The 13,753-nt window shown below is 66.5% G+C and carries 13 protein-coding genes and 1 tRNA gene; 5 read left to right on the top strand and 9 right to left on the bottom strand.

What is annotated here, in order from left to right:
- Nucleotides 1-11: 11 nt before the first annotated feature.
- Nucleotides 12-911, bottom strand: coding sequence for an SDR family oxidoreductase (locus BPET_RS01870; protein WP_012247397.1), 900 nt, complete (start codon nt 909-911; stop codon nt 12-14).
- 25 nt (nt 912-936) lie between these two features.
- Nucleotides 937-1,773: an enoyl-CoA hydratase gene (locus tag BPET_RS01865; RefSeq protein WP_012247396.1), complete on the bottom strand. Its 837-nt coding sequence runs from the start codon at nt 1,771-1,773 to the stop codon at nt 937-939.
- Between the two features lie 216 nt (nt 1,774-1,989).
- Here BPET_RS01865 and BPET_RS01860 point away from each other — a divergent pair, with 216 nt between their 5' ends.
- Complete coding sequence (locus BPET_RS01860) at nt 1,990-2,832, top strand: IclR family transcriptional regulator (RefSeq protein ID WP_151208930.1); 843 nt, start codon at nt 1,990-1,992, stop codon at nt 2,830-2,832.
- Between the two features lie 240 nt (nt 2,833-3,072).
- The gene (locus tag BPET_RS01855; RefSeq protein ID WP_012247394.1) at nt 3,073-4,062 is read left to right on the top strand and encodes a Bug family tripartite tricarboxylate transporter substrate binding protein; all 990 of its coding nucleotides are present in this window, start codon (nt 3,073-3,075) and stop codon (nt 4,060-4,062) included.
- 95 nt (nt 4,063-4,157) lie between these two features.
- Here BPET_RS01855 and BPET_RS01850 read toward each other — a convergent pair whose 3' ends face one another.
- On the bottom strand, nt 4,158-4,580 hold the full coding sequence (locus tag BPET_RS01850) for a cupin domain-containing protein (RefSeq protein WP_012247393.1): 423 nt from the start codon (nt 4,578-4,580) through the stop codon (nt 4,158-4,160).
- Between the two features lie 83 nt (nt 4,581-4,663).
- Nucleotides 4,664-4,738 (bottom strand) — tRNA-Arg (locus BPET_RS01845).
- 209 nt (nt 4,739-4,947) lie between these two features.
- On the opposite strand from BPET_RS01845, the gene BPET_RS01840 reads away from it, so the two are divergent.
- Nucleotides 4,948-5,853 carry a c-type cytochrome gene (locus BPET_RS01840; RefSeq protein ID WP_012247392.1) on the top strand — a complete coding sequence of 302 codons (906 nt, stop codon included), beginning with the start codon at nt 4,948-4,950 and terminating at the stop codon, nt 5,851-5,853.
- Between the two features lie 86 nt (nt 5,854-5,939).
- On the opposite strand, the gene BPET_RS01835 is transcribed toward BPET_RS01840, so the two are convergent.
- The 4 genes from BPET_RS01835 to BPET_RS01820 all read right to left on the bottom strand — a co-directional run bounded on the left by BPET_RS01835 (nt 5,940) and on the right by BPET_RS01820 (nt 10,678).
- Nucleotides 5,940-7,463 (bottom strand): 3-hydroxyacyl-CoA dehydrogenase, encoded by a 1,524-nt coding sequence (locus BPET_RS01835; RefSeq protein WP_012247391.1) that lies wholly within the window; start codon nt 7,461-7,463, stop codon nt 5,940-5,942.
- Between the two features lie 36 nt (nt 7,464-7,499).
- Nucleotides 7,500-8,729: a CaiB/BaiF CoA transferase family protein gene (locus BPET_RS01830; RefSeq protein WP_012247390.1), complete on the bottom strand. Its 1,230-nt coding sequence runs from the start codon at nt 8,727-8,729 to the stop codon at nt 7,500-7,502.
- Nucleotides 8,730-8,867: 138 nt separating this feature from the next.
- Complete coding sequence (locus BPET_RS01825) at nt 8,868-10,016, bottom strand: acyl-CoA dehydrogenase family protein (protein ID WP_012247389.1); 1,149 nt, start codon at nt 10,014-10,016, stop codon at nt 8,868-8,870.
- Nucleotides 10,017-10,057: 41 nt separating this feature from the next.
- A complete protein-coding gene (locus tag BPET_RS01820; protein WP_041863391.1) occupies nt 10,058-10,678 on the bottom strand; it encodes a TetR/AcrR family transcriptional regulator in 621 nt (206 codons plus the stop codon).
- Between the two features lie 149 nt (nt 10,679-10,827).
- Between BPET_RS01820 and BPET_RS01815 the strand changes: the two genes are divergently transcribed.
- Nucleotides 10,828-11,820, top strand: a complete 993-nt coding sequence (locus BPET_RS01815; protein WP_041862632.1) for an NAD(P)H-dependent flavin oxidoreductase — start codon at nt 10,828-10,830, stop codon at nt 11,818-11,820.
- Complete coding sequence (locus BPET_RS01810; RefSeq protein ID WP_012247386.1) at nt 11,817-12,605, top strand: enoyl-CoA hydratase-related protein; 789 nt, start codon at nt 11,817-11,819, stop codon at nt 12,603-12,605. Before BPET_RS01815 ends, BPET_RS01810 begins: the two co-directional genes overlap by 4 nt.
- Before the next feature lie 235 nt (nt 12,606-12,840).
- Here the strand turns inward: BPET_RS01810 and BPET_RS01805 are convergent, their stop codons facing one another.
- The gene (locus tag BPET_RS01805; protein ID WP_012247385.1) at nt 12,841-13,674 is read right to left on the bottom strand and encodes an enoyl-CoA hydratase/isomerase family protein; all 834 of its coding nucleotides are present in this window, start codon (nt 13,672-13,674) and stop codon (nt 12,841-12,843) included.
- Nucleotides 13,675-13,753 lie beyond the last annotated feature (79 nt).

Genomic DNA, 13,753 nt, shown 5'->3' with positions numbered 1-13,753 from the left:
CTGCTCCCGGGTCAATCAAGCTCATGGCCTTTCATGTCGACGTTGCGCCGCGCCCGCTGCGCCAGATCGCGCATCACAGGGCCAATACGCGCCGCATCGTCAATGGGCTCGGCCGCGGGGCCGCGCCGCCATCCTTCCATCGCCGCCAGATGGCCGCCGCCCAGTTCGAAGATGCGTCCGGTCACATCCTGGCTATCGGCGCTGGCCAGCCAGACGACGGCCGGGGCGATCCAGCGCGGATGGCGCGAGGCGATTTCCTCGGCGGAACGCTCGCGTATGCCTTCGGTCATGCGGGTCTGGGCATGCGGGTTGATGGCGTTGACGGTGACGCCATAGCGCTTGAGTTCCCGGGCGGCAATGATCGTCATCGCGGCGATGCCGGCCTTGGCTGCCCCGTAGTTGATCTGGCCGATATTGCCGTACAGGCCGGACGACGACGACGTATTGATGATGCGGGCATTGACCGGCGTGCCGGTCTGCTTATACAGGTCGCGCCAGTAGGCGGCGGCATGGTGGCAGGGCGCGAACGAGCCCTTCAGGTGCACATTGATGACGGCGTCCCACTCCTGCTCGGTCATATTGCACAGCGTGCGATCACGCAGAATGCCCGCATTGTTGATCAGGACGTGCAAGGCGCCGAAGTGCTCCACCGCGGCGTCGATCATGCGCTTGGCGCCGGCGAAATCGGCCACGTTTTCATGGTTGGCAATGGCCTGGCCGCCCGCGGCGACAATCTCGCTCGCGACCGCTTCGGCGGTGCTTTCCTCGGTGCCTTCTCCCGAGCGCGAAACGCTCAGGTCATTGACGACCACACGGGCGCCCTCGCGGGCCAGCTGCAACGCGTATTCGCGGCCGATGCCGCGGCCTGCGCCGGTCACGATGACGACACGGCCTTCACATAGTCTGGACATGGACTTCCTCCAAATGGGCGTAGGATCAGTGCTTCCCCCCGCCGGCAATGGCGGCGGACGGACGCTGGAATACAGGCGCGCGTTTTTCCATGAAGGCGCGCACGGCTTCCTTGTGGTCGGGGCTGTCGGCGCATTCCACATGGCGCGCGCATTCACGGTCGAGCACTTCGGCCAGTTCCAGCACGAGGGCATCGTTCAGGTTGGCCTTGGTATGCGCGATGGCAGGCTGCGGACCCGCGGCCAGGCCGCGGGCAATGCCGGTGACTTCGCTCTCCAGCTGCTCGGGGCTGAACACTTCATTCAGCAGCCCCAGCTCCAGCGCCTGGGCCGCCGACAGCATCGGCGAGCGCAGGTACAGCTCGCGCGCCTTGGCGGGGCCGACAATGCGCGGCAGGAAATAATGGCCGCCAAAATCGCCGGGCAAGCCCACGTTGGCAAACCCGGTGCGCAATTTGGCGGACGAATCGCCATAGCGCAGGTCGCATGCCAGCGCCAGCGACAGGCCCGCGCCAACGGCAGCGCCCCGGATCATCGCGATGGTGGGCTTGGGCATGCCATGCAGGCACTCCACGATGCGGGTGCGGCGGCGCATGGCGGCTACCCGTTCGGCCGGCGCCGCCGGGGCGGCTTGCGCCTGCGATTGCCGGTTCATGCGCGCCACGTCGCCCCCGGCGCAGAAGCTGGCGCCGGCCCCCGTCAGCACGACCGCGCCGACGGCGGCATCGTTTGCGGCGCACGCCAGCGATTCGAGCAGCGCCTCGTACAGCGTCGGGCTGAGCGCGTTACGGCGTTCGGGGCGATTGAGGGTCAACCACAGCACGCCGGCCTCGACCTGTGTGATCAGTTCCTGTTCGTGCGCCATGACCTTCCAAGTGCGAGCTGAGAGGGTTTGTATGTTGCCGGCTTTTGTCCGCCTTCCGGGCGCCGGCCGGCCCACCCACGGCGAAAACACGTCCACATTGTGAACTTGCAGTAGGCTCTCCCTAGGGATGGGGGCACAATGCGAGCCATGGCGGCGTCCACTATGCAGACTATCGATATCTGCATGCGCGCAATAACCTGCTGCCAAGGAGACCTCATGACCACCCCCAGCGCCGCGGCCGGCAAGGCGGCTCCCGGCACACAATCCCTGCAGCGCGCGGTCGCGCTGCTACGCATCATCGGCGCCAATAACCGCGCCGGCAGCCGGCTGGTCGACCTGTATCGCCGCACCGGACTGGAACGGCCCACGGTACACCGGCTGCTGCAAGGCATGGTCGCCGAGAAACTGATCCGCCAGGACTCCGCCACTAAGCGCTACCACCTGGGCAGCCTGGCTTACGAGCTGGGACTGGCCGCCGCGCCGAAAGTCGCCATGCGCGACATCTGCCTGCCCTATCTGGAGGCAGTCGCGGAGCACACCGGCGACACGGTGTTCCTGACGGTGCGTTCGGGCTTCGACGGAATCTGCGTGGCGCGCGCCGACGGCTCTTTTCCCATCAAGATGTTCGTGCACGACGTGGGTCGCCACCGCCCGCTTAACGTGGGCGCCAGCGGCCTGGCCCTGATCAGCGCGCTGCCCGACGAGGAAATCGATCGAATCTGCCGCATCAACGTCGAGCGCACGCGCCGCAAGAATCCCCGTTTCACCGAGGCCGCGCTGCGCGCCAGCATCGACAGCACGCGGCGGCGCGGCTACGCCACCAACAAGGTAATGGACGAGCCGCCAGTGCATTCGGTGGGCATGGTGATCCGCTCGCCCGACGGCACGCCCGCGGCCGGCGTCAGTGTGTCGACGCTGGCGTCACGCCTGGGACAGGACCGTCTTGAAATGGTGGTGCGCTGCCTGGGCGATACGGTCACGGCCATCGAGGCAGAGTTGCGCAACCACGTCGACCGCGACCGCGTACCCTACGCCATGCCCAGCCTGGCGCTGGCCTGAGTCGCCAGGCGCATCTCCAAAGTCCATGATATGGACTATTTTCCGGGGAAACTCCTCGCGGTGCCAGCTGAAAATCCAATGAACTGCCAGGAATTCCATAAAGTGGACTTGTATCTGCGCGACGCATGGTCGAACTGGGCAAGACGCCAGGACGCGCGCCTTAGACTGCGGACAATCACAACCGGACGGCAGCCCGGTCGAAAAAATCCAACGATGTCCGCACTGTTTGAGGAGACCCCCATGCTGAACTCGCGACTTTTCAGAACCCGACTCATCCGTCGCGCCGCAGTGGCCCTGCTGGCCGCCGGCTTCGCCCTGCCGGCGATGGCCGAATACCCCACCGACCGGCCCGTCCAGTTCATCTCGCCCTACGCCGCCGGCGGGGCCAATGACTTCCTGACACGCCTCATGGCCCGCTACATGGGCGAAGAAATGAAGGCCAACATCGTGGTGGACAACAAGAGCGGCGCCAATGGCATGATCGGCGCGGCTTATGTCGCCAAGGCCAAGCCGGATGGCTATACCCTGCTGATGGGCAATAGCGCCACGCACGGCACCAACCCGACGCTGTATCAGAAGCAGCAGTCGTACGATGCCAATAAAGATTTCACGCCGGTGGCCATGGTGGCGTCCGTGCCCATTGTGATGGTCGTCAATGCCAGCCTGGGCATCGACAACGTGAAGGAACTGCTGCAATACGGCAAGACGCACCGGCTGTCGTTCGGCAGCAGTGGCGTGGGCGGCACCGGCCACCTGACGGGCGAAGCCTTCAAGGCCGCGACCGGGCTGGACATGGTGCATGTTCCTTACAAAGGCGACAGCCCCGCCGTTACGGACGCCATGGGCGGCCAGGTCGACCTGGCATTTGTCGGCACGGCTTCGGCCACCGCCCAGCAATCGTCGGGCCGGATCAAGATCCTGGCCGTGGCCCACCCCACTCGCTCGCGCGCGCTGCCCGACGTGCCCACCATGGCCGAGGCGGGTTTTCCGGGACTGGAATTCTCGCAGTGGTATGCGCTGTTCGCGCCGGCTGGCACGCCCAAAGCCGTAGTGGCGCAACTGAACACGGCCAACAAAGCGGCCTTGGCCAACCCCGAAGTGCAGAAAAGCCTGGACGCCCAATCGGCGGAAAGCACCTATCGCACGCCGGAGCAGCTGGAAGCGTTCTACCAGTCGGAAATCAAGCGCTTCGGCGACCTGATCCACAAGCTGAATCTGTCTACCGAATAGTCGTGCGCGAATAGTCGTTCGCTGACGGAAGCCACGCACCACCGCGTGGCTTTTTTCTACGTCTATGCATCGCAAATTCGCGAGCAGCTCCCGGGCTAATCGCTCCGGGGGCTCCAGCCGGACGGAGCCAGTTCGAAGCTGCTGAACTCGAACCCGGGCGCGACCGTGCAACCTACCAGCGTGAAACGCCCAAGCGGGCGCGCAGCCTGCCAGACATTGGCCGGCACCACCGCTTGCGGCCGCTCACCCTGCGCGAAATCGGTGCCCAGCGTAATGCGCGTGGTCGTGTCGCCATCGGAAAGCGTGAGAAGCAAGGGGTCGCCGGCATAAAAGTGCCAGACTTCCGCCGCGTCGCGGACACGGTGCCAGTGCGAGCTGTCGCCCGCCTCGAGCAGGTAATAAATTGCCGTTGAGCACGCGCGTGCGTCGCCCCGGGTGTCGCGGAAGGTCTCGACAAACCAGCCACCTTCCGGATGGCGCTCCATACCCAGGGTTGCGATTATTTGGTCGACTTCCATTCGATGCCTTTTTGCGCTTGAAGGCTTTGGCAGGCCGGGCTGGGATGCTTATTGCCGGCTCGGCACCATGATGGAAATGATTCTGGCGCGCCCGACAGGAATCGAACCTGTATCAAGAGCTTCGGAAACTCTCATTCTATCCATTGAACTACGGGCGCAAAGAGGCGGTATTGTACCTAAGTTTCGAGCCGATGCGCCGCCGCCACGTACAAATCAGATGACTACCGTCATCCCTGTCTTACAGGCCGTTATATAATCCATCGTTTGCATGCGGGGCGGGGCCACTTTTCGGGCCGAGCCTTGCGCTGTAGTTATTCGTCTGTTGCCGCCGCCAGGCGCCCCGGTACCCGATTTGCAGGATTTGGTTATGAGCAACGAGCAGGAACACAACGAAGAACACGCCTCGCCCATCAAGACCCCCAAACAGCTGATCGTCACGGTCGTGCTGGCCTTCCTGGTCCCGATCATCGTCATCATCATGCTGGTGAACATGGTCAGCTCCGGCACGAAGGTCGGCGCGGGCTCCGACACGCTGACCGAAGAAGCCGTGGCGCGGCGCATCGCCCCGGTGGCCGGTTTCGAGCTGGTCGACGCCAACGCGCCCAAGGTCTTCAAGACCGGCGAACAAGTCTTCCAGGCTGTCTGTACGGCCTGCCATACCGCGGGTGTGGCAGGCGCGCCCAAGGTTGGCGACAAGGCCGCCTGGGCGCCGTTCATCAAGAGCGGCTTTGAATCCATGCTCAACGTGGCGCTGCACGGCAAGGGCGCCATGCCCGCCAAGGGCGGCAACCCCGCTCTCAGCGACTACGAAGTGGCGCGCGCGGTGGTCTATATGGCCAACCAGTCGGGCGGTTCGTTCGACGAACCCGCCGCCCCCGCCCAGGAAGGCGAAGGCGTCAAGGCCGAAGCTCCCAAGCAGGCAGCGGCAGCCGCGCCGGCTCCGGCAGCGGCCCCCGCTGCGGCTGCGGCCGAGGCGCCCAAGGCCGAAGCGCCCGCGCCCGCCGCCGCCCCAAAGGCTGAAGCCGCCGTCAACCCGGCCGGCGAAAAACTCTACAAATCCACCTGCTTCGCCTGCCACGGCACTGGCGTAGCCGGCGCTCCGAAGTTCGGCGACAAGGCCGCGTGGGAGCCCTATATCAAGACCGGCATCGACGCCATGGTGAAGGTCGCTCTCACGGGCAAGGGCGCCATGCCGCCCAAGGGCGGCGCGGCCAATGCGTCTGAAGAAGACATTCGCGCCGCGGTTGAATACATGGTCAACGCGGCCCAGTAAGCCACGTACCGGCGCATAAAAAAACCCGTGCGGCCCTGGGCCGCACGGGTTTTTTCTTGGGCGGCGCGAGCCGCCCGCTGCCTTGTTCAGGCGGCCGGCTCGGCCAGCAGCGACAGCCCCAGTTGCACGCGGCGTTGCAGCCACAGGCTGGGACGGTAGCGCATATCGCCCGTCACGCGCTGCAGATTGCGCAGAATCTCCAGGATGCGGGCGCCACCCAGCGCGTCGCCCATGGCCAGCGGCCCCATGGGATAGCCCAGGCCCAGGGTGACGGCGCGATCGATGTCGGCGGGGGTGGCAATGCCTTGCTGCGCGATCTCGCTGGCCACGTTGACGATGGCGGCCACGATGCGCTGCGCGACGAATCCCGGCGAATCCTGGATGACGCTGACCGGCGCGCCGTCGGCCGCCAGCAGCGCATGGGCGGCATCGCGCCAGGTCGCCTGCGTAGCGGGCGACAGCATCAACGTGCGGCGCTTGCCGGCTGACAGGCCATGCAGCGTATCGAGGCCCACAGTGCGGGCCGCATCCAGCCCCTGCTGGTAGGCGCAGGTAGACACGTCTTCGCCATAGGGCGTCACTACGATCAGCGCCTGCTCGGGCGGCTCGGCGGTGTCGGCGATGTTGGCGTCCAGCGATTCCAGCAAGGCCTGCGCACGCGCATGCCCCTCTTCGTGTGCGGGGCTGATCCAGACCCGCAGGCCGGTCTGTGCCGCAGGCACGGCCGGCTCGGCCGGCGCCTGCTTCTGGCCATCGGGATAGGCATAGAACCCCGCGCCCGCCTTGCGGCCGATCAGCCCTCCAGCCAGCCGCACCGTGGTGATGGGCGACGGACGAAAGCGCGGCTCGTCAAAGAACTGACGGTAAATCGATTCCATGACCGGATGGGACACGTCGAGCGCGGTCAGGTCCATGAGCTCGAACGGGCCCATGCGAAAGCCCGCCTGTTCGCGCATGATGGCGTCGATCTGGGCGAACGAGGCCACCGATTCCTGCGCCACCCGCAGGCCTTCGATATTCATGCCGCGACCCGCGTGGTTGACGATGAACCCGGGCATGTCCTTGGCGCGCACGGGCGTGTGGCCCATGCGGCGCGCCAGCGCGGCCAGCGCATCGCCGGCGGCCGGGTCGCTGCGCAGGCCGTCGATGACCTCCACGACCTTCATCAGGGCCACCGGATTGAAGAAGTGAAAGCCGGCCACGCGCTGCGGGCGTTCGCAGGCCGCGGCAATGGCGGTAATGGACAGCGACGAGGTGTTCGACGCCAGGATGCAGTCGGGGCCGACGATGGGCTCGAGCTTGGCGAACAGGTCGCGCTTGACGTCCAGGCGCTCGACAATAGCTTCGACAACCAGTTGGCAACCCGCCAGAGCTTCCAGCGTGGCGGCGGGCTGCACACGTTCAAGCGCGGCCTGGGCGTCGGCCGCGCTGAGCTTGCCTTTCTGGGACAGCTTGTCCCACAGCTGGCGCAGCGATTCACGGGCCGAGGCGATGGCATCGGCGCTGGTGTCGTAAAGCCGTACCTGCACGCCGGCCTGGGCGGCGATCTGCGCAATGCCACGCCCCATGGCGCCCGCACCCACCACCGCGATGGTCTGGATGTCTGTCATCGAATGTGCTCCTTCCGGTTCATGTCTTTTGCCAACTTATGCGCGCGGCTGCGCCAGCGCCTGGATTTCTTCGTCCGACAGGCCCAGCCGTTCGGCCAGCACCTGGCGGGTGTGTTCACCCAACAGGGGCGCGGGACGGCGATACTGCACCGGGCTGCCCGACAACTTCAACGGGCTGGCCGCGATGGGCACGGTGCCGGCCGTGGGGTGCGGCAACTCGCGTCTCATCTCGCGCGCCTGCACTTGCGGGTCTTGGTAGACCTGGTCCAGCGTATTGATGGGGCCGGCCGGCACGCCGGCCGATTCCAGTTCCGCCAGCCAGTGGTCGCGTTCGCCGGTGGCCATGCGCTCGGCCAGCAGCGGCACCAGGGCGTCGCGGTTCTGCACGCGCTGCGGGTTGGTGGCAAAGCGCGGGTCGGCGGACAGTTCGGGCAGGCCAATGACGCGGCAATAGTTGCGGAACTGGCTGTCGTTGCCCACGGCCACGATCAGGTGGCCGTCGCTGGCGGCGAATACCTGGTACGGCACCAGGTTCTGGTGCGCGTTGCCGGCCCGGCGCGGCGCCTGACCCGAGGTCATGTAGTTGAGGTTCTGGTTGGCCATCATGGCCACCTGGCAGTCGAGCAGCGCCATGTCGATGTGCTGGCCCAGCCCGCTGCGGCCGCGTTCGTGCAAAGCCGCCAGGATGCCCACGGTGGAATACATGCCGGTCATCAGGTCGGCCACCGCCACGCCGGCTTTCTGCGGCCCGCCGCCGGGCAGATCGTCGCGTTCGCCGGTGATGCTCATGAGCCCGCCCATGCCCTGGATCATGAAGTCGTAGCCCGGGCGGCTGGCGTAGGGGCCGGTTTGGCCGAAGCCGGTGATCGAGCAGTAGATCAGGCCGGGGTTGTCGGCCTTCAGAGTGTCGTAGTCCAGGCCGTACTTGCGCAAGCCGCCGACCTTGAAGTTCTCCACCAGAATGTCGCTCTGGCGCGCCAGTTCGCGCACCAGCTCTGCGCCGCGCGGCGAGGCGATGTCCAGCGCCACGGAATATTTGTTGCGGTTGGCGCTCAGGTAGTAGGCGGCCTCGGTGGTATCGGCCCCGGCGGCGTCTTTCAGGTAGGGAGGTCCCCAGGCGCGCGTGTCGTCGCCTGCGCCGGGGCGTTCGATCTTGATGACTTCAGCGCCCAGGTCGGCCAGGTTCTGGGTACACCAGGGGCCGGCCAGCACGCGGGTCAGGTCCAGCACGCGAATGCCGGTCAGGGGGGCGGGTCGTTGCGACATAGTGGGAAATAAGTGAATGCAATGGCGACAGGGAACTCTCGATATTAGTCCCTGCCGCCGCAATGGCGTATTCCGTTTTCCGAACGTTCTTGTGCACGCCGCGCACAACGCGGCGCACTGCGTGGCACGGCGCTGCGACTACGAATAAGCCTTGATGGTTTCGCGCGCGATCACCAGTTGCTGGATCTGCGAAGTGCCTTCGTAAATGCGGAACAGGCGCACGTCGCGGTAGAAGCGCTCGACCGCGTATTCGGATATGTATCCGGCGCCGCCATGGATTTGCACCGCGCGGTCGGCCACGCGCCCCACCATCTCGGTGGCGTACAGCTTGCAGCAGGCCGCCTCGAGGGTGGTGTTCTCGCCGCGGTCGCGTTTGCGGGCGGCGTCCAGCACCATCGAGCGCGCGGCATACAGTTCAGCCTGGCTGTCGGCGATCATGGCCTGCACCAGCTGGAATTCGGCGATCGGCTGGCCAAACTGCTTGCGCTCGGTGGCGTACTTGACCGCGTCGCGCACCAGCCGTTCGGCGATGCCAACGCACAGTGCCGAGATGTGCAGCCGGCCCTTGTCGAGCACGCGCATCGCGGTGCGAAAGCCGGTGCCCTCTTCGCCGCCCAGCAGCGCCGTGGCCGGCACGCGGCAATTGTCGAACACCACGTCGCAGGTCAGCGCGCCTGCCTGGCCCATTTTCTTGTCGGGCTTGCCCAGCGTCAGGCCCGGGGTGCCGGCATCGACCAGGAAGCACGAAATCGAACTCGCCTTGCGTTCGGGCGCGGTGCGCGCCATGACCGAGAACAGTCCCGCCACCGGCGCATTGGTGATGAAGCGCTTGGTGCCGTTGAGCACGTAGTGGTCGCCGTCGCGCACGGCGCTGGTGCGCAGCGACATGGCATCCGAGCCCGCGTCGGGTTCGGTCAGGGCGAACGAACCGATCAGCTCGCCGCTGGCCAGTTTCGGCAAGTAGTGGCTGCGCTGCTCGTCAGTGCCGGCCAGCACGATGGATTGCGAGCCAATGCCGATGTTGGTGCCCGCCAGCGAGCGGAAAGCCGGCGAGGTCTGGCCCAGCTCGAACACCACCCGCACCTCTTCTTCCATGGTCAGGCCCAGGCCGCCGTAGTCGGGCGAGATCGACAGCCCGAACAGCCCCAGTTCGCGCATCTCGGCCACGATGTCCGGCGGAATTTCGCCGGTATGGGCCAGCGCCTCTTCGGCGGGCACCAGCCGGTCGGTGACGAAGCGGCGCACCGCATCCAGCAGCAGGGTCAGGGTTTCGGTATCAAGAGCCATGATGGGAACCTGTGGAACGAAATAAGAAAAAATGCCCGCTGCTAAGTGGCCAGGCCACCGCGCAACAGGTCGAAATAGCCGGCCGCGATGGACTCGGCCGTCTGGGCGCCGCCGGGCTGGTACCAGCGCGCCATCCAGTTCAGCATGGACAGCACCGCGCGCCCGGTGGACGCGACGTCCATCGCCCGGAACTCGCCGCTGGCCATGCCATCGGCCAGAATGCCGCGCAGCATGCGCTCGTAGCCGTCGCGCAGACGGGCAGCGTCGTCGCGTTCGGGAATGGCCATGCCGGAATAGCCCACCAGCATGGTGACGAACTCCGGGTGGTGCTCTTCAAAATAGCGGGCGTGGGCCAGCATGAACTGGCGCAAGCGCCCGGACGCCGTATCAGCCTGCGCCACCGCTTGCGACACGGCGACGGTAAGGCCGCCCACCACTTCGAGAATGATGGCGTCGTAGATGTCTTGCTTGGTGGTGTAGTAATGGTAGATGGCCGCCTTGGACACCCCCAGGGCCGCGGCCAGGTCGGCCACCGAACTGTTTTCGTAGCCGCTGCGGGCGAACAGGCGCGCCGCTTCTTCCAGGATGCGTTCGCGGGGCGCCTGCAGCGTGGGCGGGCGTCCGGCGCGGGGCCGCTTGGCGGGAACTGGGCTATCGGGCATGGGTGGGTGCGAGGCCTGGCGGGCATGCATGGCGGCCCGCATTGACAGGGCGGCGGGGCATGCCGTTAAATGGTAGACAATTAATTACCGGACATCCGGTAGGTAATTATACGCACGCCTTTCGCTCACTTTCAACCTTCCGCCTTTTCATGAACGCACGCGACGCTACCCAGCCCCAAGTCCTGGTCAACCAGCTCTATGCGCAAATGACGCTGCCGGTCATTTGCTCGCCCATGTTCATCGTGTCCAACCCCAAGCTGGTGGTGGCGCAGTGCGCCAGCGGGGTCATGGGCTCGTTTCCCGCCCTGAATGCCCGTCCGCAGACGCTGCTGGACGAATGGCTGGCCGAAGTGCAGGAAGGCCTGGCCGCCCGCCGCCAGGCCGATCCGGCGGCGGTAGTGGCCCCGTTCGCGGTGAACCAGATCATCCACAAGTCGAACGACCGGCTCGAACACGACCTCGACCTGTGCGGCAAGCACCGCGTGCCGTTCATCATTACCAGCCTGCGCGCCCCCGGCGACCTGGTCGCCGGCATCCATGCGTGGGGCGGCAAGGTGTTCCACGACGTGACCACGGTGCGCCACGCCGAAAAGGCCCTGGAAGCCGGCGTGGACGGCCTGATCCTGGTGTGCGCCGGGGCGGGCGGCCATGCGGGCACGCTCAGCCCCTTCGCGCTGGTGTCCGAGGTGCGGCGCTTCTACGACGGCCCGCTGATCCTGTCGGGCGCCATCACGTCGGGCCAGGGCATTCTGGCGGCGCTGGCCCTGGGCGCCGATTTCGCCTACATGGGTACGCGCTTCATCGCCAGCGCCGAGGCCAACGCCTCCGACGGCTACAAACAGGCCATCGTCGACGCCAGCGCGTCCGATATCCTGTACACGCCGTTCTTCACCGGCATCCCGGGCAACTACCTGAAAGCCAGCATCGTCGCGGCCGGACTCGATCCGGCCAACCTGCCCGCCCCCGAGGCGGCCGCGTCAAATTTCGGCTCCACGCGCGTCAAGCCCTGGAAAGACATCTGGGGCGCCGGACAGGGCGTGGGCGGCATCGACAGCGTGCGCCCGGCGGCCGACATCATCGCCACGCTGCGCCAGGAATACGCCCAGGCGCAGGCACGGCTGGCCGGCAGGGCATTCGCATGAGCGCGCCGGACACCTCCCATGGCGCAAGCCAGGCGGCAAGCGCCCCGCCCGACAGCCTGCGTGTCGAACGCGACGGGTCTATCCTGACGCTGACCATCAACCGGCCGCAGCGGCGCAATGCGCTCGACGTCGCCACCTACTTGGCGCTGGCGGAGCAACTACGCCAGGCCACTGCAGACGCCTCCCTGTCGGCGGTGATCCTGACCGGCGCCGGCGAGCATTTCACCGCCGGCAACGACCTGCACGATTTCCAGGGCGGCCGGCCCGCGGGCGACAGCGCCGGCATGACCTTCCTGCGCGCCCTCATCGCCACCGACCTGCCGGTAATTGCCGCCGTCGAGGGCTACGCCATCGGCATCGGCGTCACGCTGTTGCAGCATTGCGATTTCGTATACGCGGGTCGCACGGCCACATTGCGCATTCCGTTCGTGGCGCTGGGACTATGCCCCGAAGGCGCGTCCAGCCTGCTGCTGCCGCGGCTGGCTGGCGCACGCAAGGCGGCCCAGTGGCTGCTGCAGGGCAAGGCCTTCGGCGCCGATGAAGCCATGCAGGCCGGGCTGGTCACCGCCGTCACCGAACCCGGCCAGGCGCTGGCCGCGGCGCGCGCCACGGCTGCCGATCTGGCGGCACAGCCCCGCAGCGCGCTGCGCCTGACCAAGGCCATGCTGAAGCGGGCCGATCGCGACGCCATCAACGAAACCCTGGACTTCGAAGCCACGCAATTCCGCGCCCGCCTGCACACCCAGGAAGCCCAGGAAGCCTTCGCACGGTTCCTGAACAAATAGCGGCTTCCATCAAGAAATGCCGCGGATGTTGGCTTGGGCACTTGGCAAGGCCTGGTGTCAAGCGCCCTGCGGGAGCCTGACACCGCTGCGTGCCACGGCCGGTTCATTCGTACGGTGTCAGGCACCCTGCGGGAGCCTGACACCTGTGTAGGGTCGGCTACAGCTGAGGCGTCTGCCGAGCCTGGCACCTTTGCGGGCCACGCCGTGCAAGCAGCCTGCTCCGCAGCCACCTCCGTCAGAACGGCGCGTCTGGCTTGAATGCGGGCGGGCGGCGTTCGCGCAGCGACTGGATGCCTTCCCGCACGTCCGGCCCGGCGAAGCCCATGAATTCCAATGCCAGCGAGGCGTCGAAGCTGGGCCCCGCCAGTCGCAGCCAATTGTTCAGCGCGTACTTGGTCCAACGGATCGCCGTCTGCGACCCGCTGGCCAGCTTGCCGGCCACCTCGAATGCCTTGCCGATCAGTTCGGCCTCGTCCACGCACAACGACACCAGGCCGATGCGCTCGGCCTCTTCACCGCTGACGGCTTCACACAGCAGCAAGTAATACTTGGCCTTGGCCATGCCGCACAGCAGCGGCCAAACGATGGCCGCATGGTCGCCCGCGGCCACGCCCAGGCGGGTGTGGCCATCGATAATGCGGGCATCGCGCGCGGCAATCGACACGTCGGCCAGCAGGCCGGCCACCAGCCCCGCCCCCACGGCGGCGCCATGCATGGCCGACACAATGGGCTTGTTGCAGTTGATCACGTTGTAGACCAGGTCGCGCGCCTCGCGCCACACGCGGGCGCGCACCTCGAAATCGTCGGCCATCTGCTGCACCAGCTCCAGGTCGCCGCCGCCCGAGAAACCCTTGCCCTCGCCGCGAATCACCACCACCCGCGTATCCGGATCGGTGTCCACGTCGCGCCAAATGTCGGCCAGTTCGCGGTGCAGCCCTTCGTCGGCGGTGGACAGCTTGCCCGGCACGCCGCCACGCGCGCCCATGACGATTTCCAGAATGCCCTGGGGGTGACGGCGCAGCTTCAGGGCTTGATAGCGCGCATAGTGATCGAGCGATGGTTCGGACATGGTCTCCTCCGGATGTGATGCTCAGGCTTTCCGGGCACTATAGTGGATAGCCTCGCCAACCCGCAGCCCGAAAGCCACC

Origin of the sequence: Bordetella petrii, assembly GCF_000067205.1 — a bacterium.
Lineage (GTDB): Bacteria > Pseudomonadota > Gammaproteobacteria > Burkholderiales > Burkholderiaceae_B > Bordetella_A > Bordetella_A petrii.
This window is presented reverse-complemented; position numbering and strand designations above follow the sequence as displayed.